Source organism: Curtobacterium sp. ME-Dv--P-122a, from assembly GCF_030209645.1.
Lineage (GTDB): Bacteria > Actinomycetota > Actinomycetes > Actinomycetales > Microbacteriaceae > Curtobacterium > Curtobacterium flaccumfaciens.
In genome coordinates this window covers 179135-192549 of the sequence record NZ_JARVRO010000008.1, presented here as the reverse complement: position 1 = coordinate 192549, position 13415 = coordinate 179135, and the positions used below count along the sequence as shown (strand labels likewise).

The 13415-nt window shown below is 71.1% G+C and carries 13 protein-coding genes; 7 read left to right on the top strand and 6 right to left on the bottom strand.

Annotated features, from left to right (window positions below; all coding sequences use genetic code 11):
• The first annotated feature begins 48 nt into the window (after nt 1-48).
• Nucleotides 49-615 (top strand): GNAT family N-acetyltransferase, encoded by a 567-nt coding sequence (locus tag QRN49_RS10085; RefSeq protein WP_071405850.1) that lies wholly within the window; start codon nt 49-51, stop codon nt 613-615.
• Nucleotides 616-691: 76 nt separating this feature from the next.
• Here QRN49_RS10085 and QRN49_RS10080 read toward each other — a convergent pair whose 3' ends face one another.
• Both QRN49_RS10080 and QRN49_RS10075 read right to left on the bottom strand, forming a co-directional pair.
• Nucleotides 692-2209, bottom strand: a complete 1518-nt coding sequence (locus tag QRN49_RS10080) for a catalase (RefSeq protein ID WP_284755518.1) — start codon at nt 2207-2209, stop codon at nt 692-694.
• A gap of 95 nt (nt 2210-2304) precedes the next feature.
• Nucleotides 2305-2769 carry a Fur family transcriptional regulator gene (locus tag QRN49_RS10075; protein WP_284755516.1) on the bottom strand — a complete coding sequence of 155 codons (465 nt, stop codon included), beginning with the start codon at nt 2767-2769 and terminating at the stop codon, nt 2305-2307.
• Between the two features lie 169 nt (nt 2770-2938).
• Here QRN49_RS10075 and QRN49_RS10070 point away from each other — a divergent pair, with 169 nt between their 5' ends.
• Together QRN49_RS10070 and QRN49_RS10065 are read left to right on the top strand one after the other, a co-directional pair.
• The gene (locus QRN49_RS10070; RefSeq protein ID WP_284755514.1) at nt 2939-4252 is read left to right on the top strand and encodes an acyltransferase family protein; all 1314 of its coding nucleotides are present in this window, start codon (nt 2939-2941) and stop codon (nt 4250-4252) included.
• A 166-nt stretch (nt 4253-4418) separates the two neighbouring features.
• On the top strand, nt 4419-5240 hold the full coding sequence (locus QRN49_RS10065; protein WP_035808048.1) for a cytochrome c oxidase assembly protein: 822 nt from the start codon (nt 4419-4421) through the stop codon (nt 5238-5240).
• Nucleotides 5241-5335: 95 nt separating this feature from the next.
• On the opposite strand, the gene QRN49_RS10060 is transcribed toward QRN49_RS10065, so the two are convergent.
• Both QRN49_RS10060 and QRN49_RS10055 read right to left on the bottom strand, forming a co-directional pair.
• Nucleotides 5336-6880 carry a DHA2 family efflux MFS transporter permease subunit gene (locus QRN49_RS10060; protein WP_111033672.1) on the bottom strand — a complete coding sequence of 515 codons (1545 nt, stop codon included), beginning with the start codon at nt 6878-6880 and terminating at the stop codon, nt 5336-5338.
• Nucleotides 6877-7485, bottom strand: a complete 609-nt coding sequence (locus QRN49_RS10055; protein WP_284755509.1) for a PadR family transcriptional regulator — start codon at nt 7483-7485, stop codon at nt 6877-6879. Before QRN49_RS10055 ends, QRN49_RS10060 begins: the two co-directional genes overlap by 4 nt.
• A 178-nt stretch (nt 7486-7663) precedes the next feature.
• Between QRN49_RS10055 and purS the strand changes: the two genes are divergently transcribed.
• Genes purS through QRN49_RS10035 form a run of 4 tightly spaced genes read left to right on the top strand, consistent with a single transcriptional unit; the run spans nt 7664 to nt 11949 of the window.
• Nucleotides 7664-7915 (top strand): phosphoribosylformylglycinamidine synthase subunit PurS, encoded by a 252-nt coding sequence (purS, locus tag QRN49_RS10050; RefSeq protein ID WP_017886272.1) that lies wholly within the window; start codon nt 7664-7666, stop codon nt 7913-7915.
• Nucleotides 7916-7920: 5 nt separating this feature from the next.
• Nucleotides 7921-8616 (top strand): phosphoribosylformylglycinamidine synthase subunit PurQ, encoded by a 696-nt coding sequence (gene purQ / locus QRN49_RS10045; RefSeq protein ID WP_027465024.1) that lies wholly within the window; start codon nt 7921-7923, stop codon nt 8614-8616.
• 17 nt (nt 8617-8633) lie between these two features.
• The gene (gene purL, locus QRN49_RS10040) at nt 8634-11015 is read left to right on the top strand and encodes a phosphoribosylformylglycinamidine synthase subunit PurL (RefSeq protein WP_284755500.1); all 2382 of its coding nucleotides are present in this window, start codon (nt 8634-8636) and stop codon (nt 11013-11015) included.
• 13 nt (nt 11016-11028) lie between these two features.
• Entirely contained in the window at nt 11029-11949 is a 921-nt protein-coding gene (locus QRN49_RS10035; RefSeq protein WP_182709610.1) for a 2-hydroxyacid dehydrogenase, read from the top strand.
• A 16-nt stretch (nt 11950-11965) separates the two neighbouring features.
• Here the strand turns inward: QRN49_RS10035 and QRN49_RS10030 are convergent, their stop codons facing one another.
• A complete protein-coding gene (locus QRN49_RS10030) occupies nt 11966-13054 on the bottom strand; it encodes a lactonase family protein (protein WP_284755495.1) in 1089 nt (362 codons plus the stop codon).
• Nucleotides 13051-13374, bottom strand: a complete 324-nt coding sequence (locus QRN49_RS10025; protein WP_111024253.1) for a chorismate mutase — start codon at nt 13372-13374, stop codon at nt 13051-13053. The genes QRN49_RS10030 and QRN49_RS10025 overlap by 4 nt, the downstream gene beginning before the upstream one ends.
• Nucleotides 13375-13415 lie beyond the last annotated feature (41 nt).

Below are 13415 nucleotides of genomic sequence, written 5' to 3'. Positions count from 1 at the left end.
CAGCGCGAAACCTCCCCACACCGGCCGCCGGACCGGCAGGATGGACCCGTGACTGACGACATCCGGTGGGAGGTGGTCGAGGAGAGCACGCTGTCGCTCCCCGACCACGAAGCGATCGCAGCGCTGCTCGGGCAGGCCTTCCCCGACTGGTCGCACTGGTACGTGGGCGGCCGGAGCTGGTCCGGCATGCAGCCAGAACGCCGGGTGCTCGCGCACGACGCCGACGGGGTCGTCCTGGCCCACGTCGGCATCCGCCGCATGTACATCTCCGTCGGCGGCGAAGACGTCCTGGTCGGCGACACCGGCCTGGTCGCCGTGTCGCCCCGACTGCAGGGCACCGGCGTCGGCCGCGAGCTGATGACCCGGACCGCGGCGGTCCTCGAGGGACTCCGCGTCCCCTTCGGCTTCCTCGGCGCCGGCGAGGACCGGATCCCCTTCTACGCGAAGCTCGGCTGGCACGAGTTCCCCGAGGCCGTCGGCACCTTCTCGGCGTTCACCGCCGAGGGCGCGGGCGTCAGCAACACGGAGCAGGGCGGCTGGATGGCGCTGCCGGTGGCAGCGCAGCTCGAGGACTGGCCCGCCGGCCCGATCTGGCTGAACGGGCAGCAGGTCTAGACGCAACGACCAACGGACGGGAGGCCCGGTACCAGCTGGTACCGGGCCTCCCGTCCGTCAGGTGGTGCAGCGAGGCTTACGCCTCGACCGCGACCTTCTCCGGGTCCTCGTTGGAGCCCGGCGCGCTCGGCGCGACCGCGGCACGCACGCGCGCACCCAGGTCGCCGTCGACGTTCGTCCAGTAGGCGAACACGCGCTCGCGCAGGTCGTCGCGCGTCACCTTCGAGACGTGGCCGGCGATGTTGCCGACCAGGCGCTCACGGGCGGCGTCGTCCAGGACCTCGCGGACGAGCGTCCCGGCCTGACCGAAGTCGTCGTCCTCCGGGTGCAGGGTCGCGGCGGAACGCTGCAGCGCACCGTCGGACTCCCAGCCCGGGGCGTCGTCGGTCGCGTTCGGGTCGGCGTGCGCCCCACCGAGCGAGTTCGGCGCGTACACCGGCACCTCGGACTTCTGGAAGTCGAAGCGCATGCCGCCGTCCTTGGAGTACGAGTGGACCTCGTTCTTCGGGGCGTTCACCGGCAGCTGGGCGTGGTTCGTGCCGACGCGGTAGCGGTGGGCGTCCGCGTAGCTGAAGATGCGCGCCAGGAGCATCTTGTCCGGGCTCGCCGCGATGCCGGGCACGAAGTTCGAGGGGGCGAAGGTCGCCTGCTCGATCTGCGCGAAGTAGTTCTCCGGGTTGCGGTTGAGTTCCATCGTGCCGACCTCGATGAGCGGGTAGTCCGCGTGCGGCCACACCTTCGTCAGGTCGAACGGGTTGAAGCGGTAGGTCGCGGCGTCCTCGTAGGGCATGACCTGCACCTTGAGGGTCCAGCGCGGGAAGTCCTGACGCTCGATCGCGGCGTGCAGGTCACGGATGTGGAAGTCCGCGTCCTCACCGGCGATGCGGTCGGCGTCCTCCTGCGTCAGGGTCTTGTGGCCCTGCTCGGTGATGAAGTGGTACTTCACCCAGAAGCGCTCGCCCGCGGCGTTGATCCACTGGTAGGTGTGCGAGCCGAAGCCGTCCATCTCGCGCCAGCTCGCCGGCAGGCCGCGGTCGCCCATCAGCCACGTGACCTGGTGCGCCGACTCGGGCGACAGGGTCCAGAAGTCCCACTGCATGTCGTGGTCGCGCAGGTGCGAACCCGGCAGGCGCTTCTGCGAGCGGATGAAGTCGGGGAACTTGATGCCGTCGCGGATGAAGAACACCGGGGTGTTGTTGCCGACGAGGTCGTAGTTGCCCTCTTCGGTGTAGAACTTCAGCGCGAAGCCGCGGGGGTCGCGCCAGGTGTCCGGGGAGCCCTGCTCACCAGCGACGGAGGAGAAGCGGGCCAGCATCTCGGTCTGCTTGCCCGGCTGCAGGAACGCGGCACGGGTGAAGCGCGAGACGTCCTGCGTGACGGTGAAGGTACCGAAGGCGCCGCCGCCCTTGGCGTGCACGACCCGCTCCGGGACGCGCTCGCGGTTGAACTGGGCGAGCTTCTCGACCAGGTAGTGGTCGTGCAGCGCGAGGGGGCCGTCGGCCCCGACGCCCATCGAGTGCTCGTCGCTCGAGACGGGTGCGCCGCTGTTGGTCGTGGTGGTCGGGGTGCCGGTCGGCGTGTTCTGGTCGGACACGGTTCCTCCTGGAGGTGGGACGTTGGTTCGGTCAGGGGTGCTCGGGTGGTTCGGGGTCCGGCGCGTCGTGCGGCCGGTGCGGTGGGCGGTCGCCGTCAGGCGGGCGTGGGGGCGACGTCTGGGTCGTCGCGCTCCGCGTCGTCGCGCTCCGCCGCTGCGCAGCGCTCGCAGATGCCCCAGTAGGTGACCTCGGCGGTGGTGACCGCGAAGCCGTGGGTCTCGGACGGTGTCAGGCAGGGCGAGTGGCCGACCGCACAGTCGACGTCCTCGATCGCGCCGCACAGGGTGCAGACGATGTGGTGGTGGTTGTCACCGGTGCGGCGCTCGTACCGTGCAGGGCTGCCGGCCGGTTCGATGCGGCGGACGAGTCCGACGCCGGTCAGGGCGTTCAGCACGCCGTAGACGGCCTGGTGACTGGTGGTCGGCAGCGCCACGGCGAGCGCGGTGACGATGTCGTCCGCGGTGGCGTGCGGCATCGAGTCGGTCGCTCGGAGCACCGCGAGTCGCGGGGTCGTGACCCGGAGCCCCGAGGAACGGAGCAGATCGGCGTCGGCGTCCATGCTGAGCCTTTCTTTTGCAGGAATCAAGACAACGCGTTCACTGTACACGAGCTTCTGCTGCCGACCAGCGAGGGGACGCATGCCGCCACCGGAATACGAAGTGTCACGATCCGGTCGCGATCAGCTGGGACGACACCGGACCGACCGTTCCGCACGCTAACGTCCGGACATGTCCACGAGCCAGGGTCTGCCTGAACAGGCGAACAGCACCGCGGACGTCCGGGGGATCATCGCGAAGCGGGACCTGGTCGTCGACCTCATCCGGACGGCCTGCGTCGTCCTCGTCGTCATCGTGCACGTCACGATGGTCGGCGTCGCCGCCGATGACCAGGGGGTGCGGGTGACGAGCCCGCTGCAGGAACTCCCCTGGTACGTCGCCGCCACCTGGGTCGGGCAGGTGATGCCGCTGTTCTTCGTGGTCGGCGGGTTCGCGAGTGCCGTCGGCTGGCGCAGCACCGTCGCCCGTGGTGCGCCGAGCCCCGCCCGCGACTACCTGGCCATCCGCCTGGTGCGGCTGTTCCGGCCCGCGGTGCCGCTGTTCGTGTTCCTCGCGCTCGGGCTCGGGGTCGCCACGGCCGCTGGGACGCCGCCGGAGCTCCTGGCCGAGGTCGCGTTCGGCATCGGTTCACCGCTCTGGTTCCTCGCCGCCTACGGCATCACCCAGTGCTGCGTCCCCGTGATGATGCGCCTGCACGAGCGAGCACCGTGGGCCACCCTCGCCGTGCTGCTCGTGCTCGCCGGGGCGGTCGACGCCGTCCGCCTGGCCACCGGGGTCGCCGAGGTCGGGCTGCTCAACCTCGGCCCGGTGTGGCTCTTCGCGCAGCAGCTCGGGTTCCTCTGGGCCGACGGCTGGTTCGCTCGACGGTCGAAGGTGCTCCTGCTCGGCATCGCCGTCGTCGCGTACGCCGTGCTCGTGCCGATGACCTCGGTGGGGCTCTGGGCACCCGACATGCTGCAGGACCTCAACCCGCCGATGCTCCCGCTGGCGTTCCTGGCGATCGCGCAGGCCTGCCTGGTCCAGCTCGTGCACGCGCCGCTCACCCGGCTGATGCGCACGCGGGCAGCCCTCGGCGCCGTGTTCGTCCTCGGCCGCGACGGCATGACGATCTACCTGTGGCACCTGCCGCTGTTCATCGCGCTGAACGGCATCGCCCTGCTCGTCGGGGTGCCGTTCCCGGCGCCGGGCTCCGGTCCGTGGTGGGCGTCGCGCATCGTCGCACTCGTGGTGGTGCTCGCCGTCGCGATCGGGGTGGCCCGGGCCCTGCGCTGGTTCGACCGGCCGCTCCCCCGGCTGCTGCCGTCGGCCGACCGTCCGTCCTGGCCGGTCGTCGCGGTCGCCGCCCTCTGCACGATCGGCCCGGCGTTCCTCGTGATGCAGCTGCACCTGTCGTTCGCCGTCGCACTCGTCGGTGCCGTGGCCGTGCCGGTGGGCGTCTGGCTGCTGTCACGGACCGTCCCGGCACCCGGGGTCGCCCGGATCTGAACCGGTTCTCACCGTCGCGGGGCCACGACGGACCCCCGGCGGGCCTCGGGCGGACGGAGGATGGTTCCGGCGGCACGAAGGACGAGTCCGCCTGATCCCCAGGAGGCTCCCCACGCCGTCGACACCCGAGTTCTGGAGCACCTGGCGGTTCGACCCCCTGGCGGCGGTGCTCCTCGTCGTCGCCGCGGTCGCCTACGGCCGGTGGGTCGTCGGCGCGGCTCGACGGGGTGCCCGATGGCCGTGGTGGCGCACGCTCGCCTTCGCCACGGCGCTCGTGCTGTTCGGCGTCCTGCAGTTCGGCATCGTCGGTGTCGACGACGAGCGGCTGCGCTGGGCGTTCGTCCTGCGGGCCGCCCTGCTGTTCTTCGCGGTCCCCACCTTCGCCGCGCTCGGTGCGCCCGTCGCACTGCTCCGGATCGGAGGCCCGGCTCGCCTCGCGCAGGTCGCCGACGCGGTCATGGGGTCACGTCCGGTGCGCCTGCTCGGCAACGCGATCGTCGCTCCGCTGGTCGCGCTCGCGCTGTTCGCCGTCCTGCTCACCCCGTTCTCGGCGGTGATCCGGGAGTCCCCCGCCTGGGCCGCCGTCATCACCGTGGCGGTGCCGGCGCTCGGGTTCGGCCTGCTCGCACCGCTGTCCGAGGTCGGCGTGCTCGTCTCGTCGACGTTCGCCACGGCCGAGTTCCTGCTCGCGTTCGTCGAGCTCGTCGTCGACGCGGTGCCCGGCATCGTGCTGCGGATCACGAACCACGTGCTCGACGGGTCCCTCGTGCCGGTGGTCGGGCGGGCCTGGTACCCGTCGCCGCTGCAGGACCAGCACCTGGCGGGCGACCTGCTGTGGTTCATCGCCGAGGTGGCGGACATCCCCGTGCTCGTCGCCCTGTTCATCCGGTGGCAGCGGACCGACCGCCGCGAGGCCCGGGCCGTCGACGCCCTGACCGACGAGCAGATGGACGAGCTCACCCGAGCGCACCTGCAGCGCCGCAGGTGACGGGCGGGGGTGCGCCTCGTCCCACTTCGTGAGCAGCAATGGTCGGGTGCCCGAAGGCGACCCGACCATTCCTGCTCACGAAGTGCGCTCGTGCCCTACTTCGACGGGGCCCCAGCGGGCTCGGCGTCGGGCTGCGTGGTGACCGAGCCGGTCTGCTGCCACGCGACGGTCTGCTTCGGCTTCGCCAGGAACAGCGCCGCGACGATGGCCACGATCAGCACGATCGCCGGCAGGTAGAGCGACTCGCCCATGGCCTTGGAGAACGGCTCGAGCAGGAAGCCCGGCAGCGCGCCGACCTGCTGCTCCGCGCCACCGGCAGTGGCTCCACCGGACGACGCCGGGAAGTTCGCGGTGATCCGGGCCTCCATCAGGGCGGCGATGCCGGCGGAACCGAGCACCGCACCGATCTGACGCGTGGTGTTGTAGACACCCGAGCCGGCACCGGCCAGCTTCGGCGGCAGGTTGCGCGTCGCCGAGACGGACAGCGGTCCCCACATGCAGGCGTTGGCGAGACCGAGGAGCGCGCTCGGCAGGAGCACCCAGCCCCACTCGGCACCGCTCGACAGCAGGGCACCGAACCAGAACAGGCCGACGGAGAAGCAGGCGAGCCCGAACGAGGCGACCCAGCGCGGGTTCCAGCGGTTCAGGTTCTTCCCGACGATCGGCGCGAGCGCGGCGGACAGCACGGCCTGCGGCACGAGGAGCAGTGCGGCCTGGGTCGGCGAGAAGCGCAGGACGTCCTGGGCCCACAGCATGATCGGCAGCGCGAACGAGGCGATCGCGACACCGACGGCCGTGATGGCGACGTTGGCCAGCGTGAAGTTGCGGTCCTTGAACAGGCCGAGCGGCAGCAGCGGCTCACCCTTCTGCACGCCCTGCCAGACGACGAAGCCGGCCAGCACCACGAGGCCGACGATGATGAGCGACCACACCGAGATCGGGCCGGCGATGACGCCCCAGTCGTACGTCTCGCCCTCCTGGATGCCGAAGACGAGCAGGAACAGGCCCGCTGCCGACAGGAAGATGCCGAGGTAGTCGAAGCGGTGTCCGTGCCGCTCGAACGACGGCACGAAGCGCTGCGCGAGCACGAACGCGACGACACCGACGGGGACGTTCACGAAGAAGATCCACTCCCAGCCGAAGCCGTCGACGAGCAGGCCGCCCACGATCGGGCCGACGAGCGACGCGACACCGGCGACGGCACCCCAGAGGCCCATGGCCGCGCCGCGGTTCTGCGGCGGGAAGATGCGCGTGATGACCGACATGGTCTGCGGGCTCATCATCGCGGCGCCGAGGCCCTGCACGACGCGGGCGACGATCAGCACCTCGATCGAGCCGGCCAGGCCGCACCACAGGCTGGCGAGCGTGAAGACCACGAGGCCGATCTGGTACATGACCTTCGGGCCGAAGCGGTCACCGAGCCGGCCGGTGATGAGCAGCGGCACGGCGTAGGCGAGCAGGTAGGCGCTCGTCACCCAGATCACGGAGTTGATGTCCGCGTCGAGCTCCTGGGCGATGGTGGGGGTGGCGACCGACACGATGGTCGAGTCGACGAGGATCATGAAGAACCCGACGACGAGTGCCCACAGGGCAGGCCACGGCTTCTTCTCGGTCGTCCGCGGAGGCGTGACGGTGGTCATCGAGTGGTTTCCTTGCTGTTCGTGGTGGTGTCTGCGGACGCGACGGAGGCGTCCCAGGAGATGTGGCCGGCGGCGATCCGGTCGGCCGTGGCGGCGAGCCACTCGATCTGCGTCGTGAGCATGGCACGCACGTACGACACGTCGAGCCAGTACCGCTCGGGCAGGTCCTTCGCTCGGACGATCCCGAGGATCTCGTCCGCCTCGTCGCGCTGGGCCTGGAGTGCGGTGACCCGCGCACGGAGGGCGGACTCGGCCTCGTCGACCGACAGGTTCTCGATCTCGGCGACGGCCAGGTGGAAGACGGGGTACTCCTCGGCCGGTTCGGCGATCAGCCGGACGAGCCCGTCGTGCAGCGCCGCCCACCCGTCGTCCGTGATGGCGTAGGTGGTGCGTTCCGGACGGTTGCCCGCCCGGTCGGTCCCGACGACCTCGGCGAAGCCGAGCTCCACCAGGCGGCCGACCTGGTGGTACAGGGTGCCGGGCCGGACCTTGACGTTCCGGCCGTCCCGTCGGTGCGTCATCGTCTGGAACATCTCGTAGGGATGCGTCGGCCCCTCGGCCAGGAGCCCGAGCGCGGCGAACGCGAGTGGCGTGAGCGACGGCACACGTGCCTCCAGTCCGCTTGTTCGTTGTTGACTATTCGAAGTGGAATATACGCGTTGGAACAGACATGAACAACCGCACAGCAAGGGCCGGTCTGGAGGCCCGTGGCCGTCCCGGCGTGTCGCGCGCGCCCCGTAGACTGGTCGCGTCCCCCCACCCCTGAAGTGCTGGAGAGAACACGTGCCAACGATCGTCGTCGAGGTCATGCCCAAGGCCGAGATCCTCGACCCCCAGGGGAAGGCCGTGGGCAACGCCCTGGCCCGCCTCGGCAAGGCCGACCTGACCAACGTCCGCATCGGCAAGCGCTTCGAGGTGACCGTCGACGGCCCCGTCGACGATGCCAAGCTCGCCGAGGTCCGCGACATCGCAGCCGACGTCTTCTCGAACGCGGTCATCGAGGACGTCGTGTCCGTGACCGTCGAAGGCCAGTGACCCGGATGCGCATCGGCGTCATCACGTTCCCCGGCTCGCTCGACGACCGCGACGCCCAGCGCGCCGTCCGTCTCGCCGGTGCCGACCCCGTCGCCCTGTGGCACGGCGACCACGACCTGCAGGGCGTCGACGCCATCGTGCTGCCCGGTGGGTTCTCGTACGGCGACTACCTGCGTGCCGGCGCGATCGCCGCGAAGGCCCCGATCATGGCCGAGGTCATCGACGCCGCCGGCAAGGGCATGCCCGTGCTCGGCATCTGCAACGGGTTCCAGATGCTGGCCGAGGCCCGTCTGGTCCCCGGAGCGCACACCCGCAACGCGCACCAGCAGTTCATCCGCCGCGACCAGAAGCTCCGCGTCGAGACCACCGCGACCGCCTGGACCTCCGGCTTCAGCGCCCAGCAGGAGATCACCATCCCGCTGAAGAACGCCGACGGCCGCTTCGTCGCGGACGCCGACACCATCAAGCGCATCGAGGACAACGGCCAGGTCGTGTTCCGCTACGTCGGCGTGAACCCGAACGGCTCCATCGACGACATCGCCGGCGTCTCGAACGAGCGCGGCAACGTCGTCGGCCTGATGCCGCACCCCGAGCACGCGACCGAGGCCGGCTTCGGCCCGGACACCCCCGCTGCGATGGCCTCGGGTACCGACGGCCTGACCTTCTTCACCTCCGTGATCGAGCACGCGCTCGTCAAGTGACAGGGAACAACGACACCGTGACGACACCCGTTCGCCCGAAGCCCGACACCGTGCAGGACGCGGCAGCCACCCCCGACAAGGAGCAGCCGTACGACGCGCTGGGCCTGAAGCCGGACGAGTACGCCCGCATCAAGGAGATCCTCGGCCGCCGCCCCACCTCGGGTGAGCTGGCGATGTACTCGGTGATGTGGAGCGAGCACTGCTCCTACAAGTCCTCGAAGAACTACCTCCGTCAGTTCGGCAAGAAGGTCACGCCGGAGATGACGAAGAACCTGATGGTCGGCATGGGCGAGAACGCCGGTGTCGTCGACGTCGGCAACGGCTGGGCGGTGACCTTCAAGGTCGAGTCGCACAACCACCCGTCCTACGTCGAGCCGTACCAGGGCGCGGCCACCGGTGTCGGCGGCATCGTCCGCGACATCATCTCGATGGGCGCCCGCCCCGTCGCCGTGATGGACCAGCTCCGCTTCGGCGCGATCGACCACGAGGACACCGCACGCGTCGTGCACGGCGTCGTCGGTGGCATCTCGTTCTACGGCAACTGCCTCGGCCTGCCGAACATCGGCGGCGAGACCTACTTCGACCCGGTGTACCAGGGCAACCCGCTGGTCAACGCCCTCGCGGTCGGCGTGCTCCGCCACGAGGACCTGCACCTGGCGAACGCGTCCGGTGCCGGCAACAAGGTCGTCCTGTTCGGTGCCCGCACCGGTGGCGACGGCATCGGCGGCGCGTCGATCCTGGCGTCCGACACCTTCACCGAGGGCGGCCCGACCAAGCGTCCGGCCGTGCAGGTCGGCGACCCCTTCGCCGAGAAGGTCCTGATCGAGTGCTGCCTCGAGCTGTTCCAGAAGGACCTGGTCGAGGGCATCCAGGACCTCGGCGCCGCGGGCATCTCCTGCGCCACCTCGGAGCTCGCGAGCAACGGTGACGGCGGCATGCACATCTCGCTCGACGACGTCCTGCTCCGCGACCCCACGCTCACCGCTGAAGAGATCCTGATGTCGGAGAGCCAGGAGCGCATGATGGCGGTCGTCCGCCCCGACAAGCTCGACGACTTCCTCAGCGTCGTCGGCAAGTGGGAGGTCGAGACCAGCGTGCTGGGCGAGGTCACCGGCACCGGCCGACTCGTCATCGACTGGCAGGGCCAGGAGATCGTGAACGTCGACCCGCGCACCGTCGCCGTCGACGGCCCGGTCTACGACCGCCCGGTCGCCTACCCGACCTGGATCGACGCACTGCAGGCCGACACCGCCGCCTCGCTCGACCGACCGGCCGACGGCCCCGCGCTGAAGGCGCAGTTCCTCAGCCTGCTCGGTTCGCCGAACCTGGCGTCGAAGAACTGGGTCACGAACCAGTACGACACCTACGTGCTCGGCAACACCGCGCTGTCCTTCCCCGACGACGGCGGCATGATCCGCGTCGACGAGGAGACCGGGCTCGGTGTCGCCATCGCCACCGACGCGAACGGCCGCTACTGCCAGCTCGACCCGAAGCAGGGTGCCCGTCTGGCCCTGGCCGAGGCCTACCGCAACGTCGCCGTCACCGGTGCCGTCCCCGCCGCCGTCACCGACTGCCTGAACTTCGGCTCCCCCGAGAACCCCGAGGTCATGTGGCAGTTCTCCGAGGCGGTCGAGGGCCTGGCGGACGGCTGCATGGAGCTCGGCATCCCGGTCACCGGCGGCAACGTGTCGTTCTACAACCAGACCGGCTCGACCCCCATCCACCCGACGCCCGTCGTCGGCGTGCTCGGGATCATCGACGACGTCGCCAAGCGCGTGCCGTCCGGGTGGCAGGACGACGGCCACAACATCTACCTGCTCGGCACCACGAGCCTCGAGCTCGACGGCTCCGCGTGGGCCGGCACCGTGCACGGGCACCTGGGCGGGCGTCCGCCGGCGGTCGACCTCGAGCGCGAGAAGGCCCTCGCCGAGCTGCTGTACGCGGCGTCCGGCGAGCAGCTGCTCACCAGCGCCCACGACCTGGCGGACGGCGGCCTCGGCCAGTCGCTCGCCGAGTCGGTGCTCCGCTTCGGCATCGGCGCCCGCGTGGTCCTCGACGAGCTCGAGACCCGCGACGGCATCGACACCGCAACCGCGCTGTTCTCCGAGTCGACCGGTCGCGTCATCGTGACCGTCCGCCGCGAGGACGACGTGCGGTTCCAGGGCATGTGCGACGGCCGGGGCTTCCCGGTACTGCGCATCGGCGTGACCGACGCGACGTCGAGCACGCTCGAGGTCCAGGGCGCGTTCGAGGCCACGGTCGACGAGCTGCGCGGCACCCACGCCGCGACGCTGCCGGCCCGCTTCGGCGACGTGATCGTCGAGGACGTCACCGAGGGGTACGTCGGCCGCGGGCCGCTCGACTCCGACGGTGCATTCTCCCCGCGCACCGACGCCTAGGTCCGGGTCGCGGATGCCGATCGTCACCCTGCCCTTCGCCGAGCTCGTCGACCGGTTCGGCCCCGTGCCGGACGGCATCGAGCTGGACGTCTGGGACGTCGAGTCGCCGTACGGTCGCCCGGACGACGTCGCGATCACGTTCCTGCCGTTCTACTTCGAGGGGCGGCACCGCTGGCAGTTCGTGCACGACCTGCCCGAGCTCCAGCTGCTGCAGCTGCCGAGCGCCGGGTACGAGCACGCCGTCCCGCACGTGCCGGGTCACGCGCAGCTGGCGAACGGTCGCGGCATCCACGACGACGAGACCGCCGAGCTCGCGGTCGGCCTCGCGCTGACGTCGCTCCGTGAGATCTCGGCGTTCCAGGTCGACCGGGCGAACGGCGTCTGGGACTCCCGCGAGACCCGATCGCTCGCCGACCGCCGGGTGACCGTCGTCGGCTACGGGGCGATCGGGTCCGCGATCGCCACCCGGTTCGAGGCGTTCCGCACCGAGGTGACCGTGGTCGCCCGGACCGCTCGCGAGCAGGACGGCCGGCACGTGCACGCGTTCGGCGAGCTGCCCGAGCTGGCTCCGACGACCGACGTCCTCGTGCTCATCGCGCCGCTCACCGCCGAGACCGAACGCCTGGTCGACGCGGAGCTGCTCGCGGCGCTGCCGGATGGTGCCCTCGTGGTGAACGTGGCGCGCGGCAAGGTCGTCGACACCGACGCCCTGGTCGCCGAGCTGCGGTCGGAGCGGCTGTTCGCGGCCCTCGACGTCACCGACCCGGAGCCCCTGCCCGCCGGGCACCCGCTCTGGACGACGCCGAACACCGTGCTCACCCCGCACGTCGGCGGCAACACCGACCTGAGCGTGCCGCGGTCGATCGAGCTGATGCGCAAGCAGGTCGCCGCGCTGGCCGAGGGTCGCCCGTTCGAGAACCTGATCGAGTTCTAGCCGGCTGGTCCCGACGTCAGAGCGGGACGACGCAGGTCGGGGTGCCGACCGGGATCTGCGCGACGGCTTCGCCGGGCATGCCCTCGGCGTCGAGCGGCAGCACGGCGACGGCGTCGGACATCTGGTTCGCCACCAGGACGAACCCGGGCACCCGAGCGAAGTGCCGCGGCCAGACCCCACCGCAGGACACCGACCCGACGACGGCGAGCCCGCCGTCACGTGCGTCGAGCACCACGAGCAGGTCCCGCCCCCGCACCGCCACGTACACGCGGCCGGCCTCGTCGACCTCGATGTGGCTCAGCAGCGACTCCCCCACGGCGCCGTCGAACGTCGGCACGGCGGCGACCGTCACGAACGACCCGGAGTCGTCACGGCGCAGCCGGTGCACACGCCCGTCGAGTTCACCGGCGACGAGCAGGCCACCGTCGACCCAAGCCATGTGCCTCGGGCCGGCGCCGGGTGTCACGTGGTGCACGCGGAGCGCCTCGATGGTGGGGACCCCGTCGGCCGACACCGTGACGCGGAACTCGTGCAGGGCATCGCCGCCGAGGTCGGCGACGAGCACCGTGCCGTCCGGGGTGGCGATCGACTGGTGGGCGTGCGGGCCGTCCTGGCGGTCGTCGTCAGGACCCGTCGCGTCGGGCAGCACGGCGACCGCGACGGCCTCGGTCGGCACGGAGCGCTGGTCGGCGTCCCCGTGCAGCACCACGCCGTCGCTGGCGGTCACCGAGGCGGCGTGCGACTCGGCCGGGGCGAGCGAGATCGCCGTGACCGTGCCCGAGACGTAGTTCGTGACGACGAGCGCGCCCGAGGGGTCGACCCGCACGTGGCACGGGGCGTCCCCACCGGCGGGGGCGTCCCACAGGTGCTCGAGTGCGCCGCCCTGCAGCCGGAAGGCCGACACGGCACCGTCGTTCGTCTCGGAGACCGCGTAGACCCGGTCACCCGAGACCGCCAGGAACGAGGGGTCGTCGAGCACCGCGACGGTCCGGGGCGCCGGAACGGCTCCGACCGGTCCGGCGTCGACCAGCGAGATGCCCGTGGCGTTGCCGCCACCGGTCGCCGTGTACGACCCGATGAGCAGCGACGGCAGCTCGGCGCTCATTCGTCGCGGCCCGCGATGCGCTCGTGGTGGTGGATGACCTCGGCGACGATGAAGTTCAGGAACTTCTCGGCGAAGGCGGGGTCGAGGTGGGAGTCGGCGGCGAGCGACCGGAGCCGTGCGACCTGGATCCGTTCGCGGTCCGGGTCGGCGGCGGGCATGCCCGACTCGGCCTTCAGGTGCCCCACGCGCTGCGTGTACTTGAAGCGTTCCGCGAGCATGTGGATCACGGCGGCGTCGATGTTGTCGATGCTCTGCCGGATGCTCCGCAGTTCGGCGACGGCGCTCGCGTCGGCCTCGGACAGGGTGACGTCGTCGTTCATGGTCCGAGCCTACTGGCGGACGTGCAGCGGAACCCGGCCCG

Bases quoted from the DNA above. Each gene is read 5' to 3' on its own strand.
- QRN49_RS10075 (WP_284755516.1), bottom strand. From the start codon at position 2,769: ATGGACGCCGACGCCGATCTGCTCCGTTCCTCGGGGCTCCGGGTCACG.
- QRN49_RS10070 (WP_284755514.1), top strand. From the start codon at position 2,939: ATGTCCACGAGCCAGGGTCTGCCTGAACAGGCGAACAGCACCGCGGAC.
- QRN49_RS10060 (WP_111033672.1), bottom strand. From the start codon at position 6,880: ATGACCACCGTCACGCCTCCGCGGACGACCGAGAAGAAGCCGTGGCCT.
- purQ (WP_027465024.1), top strand. From the start codon at position 7,921: ATGCGCATCGGCGTCATCACGTTCCCCGGCTCGCTCGACGACCGCGAC.
- QRN49_RS10035 (WP_182709610.1), top strand. From the start codon at position 11,029: ATGCCGATCGTCACCCTGCCCTTCGCCGAGCTCGTCGACCGGTTCGGC.
- QRN49_RS10030 (WP_284755495.1), bottom strand. From the start codon at position 13,054: ATGAGCGCCGAGCTGCCGTCGCTGCTCATCGGGTCGTACACGGCGACC.
- QRN49_RS10025 (WP_111024253.1), bottom strand. From the start codon at position 13,374: ATGAACGACGACGTCACCCTGTCCGAGGCCGACGCGAGCGCCGTCGCC.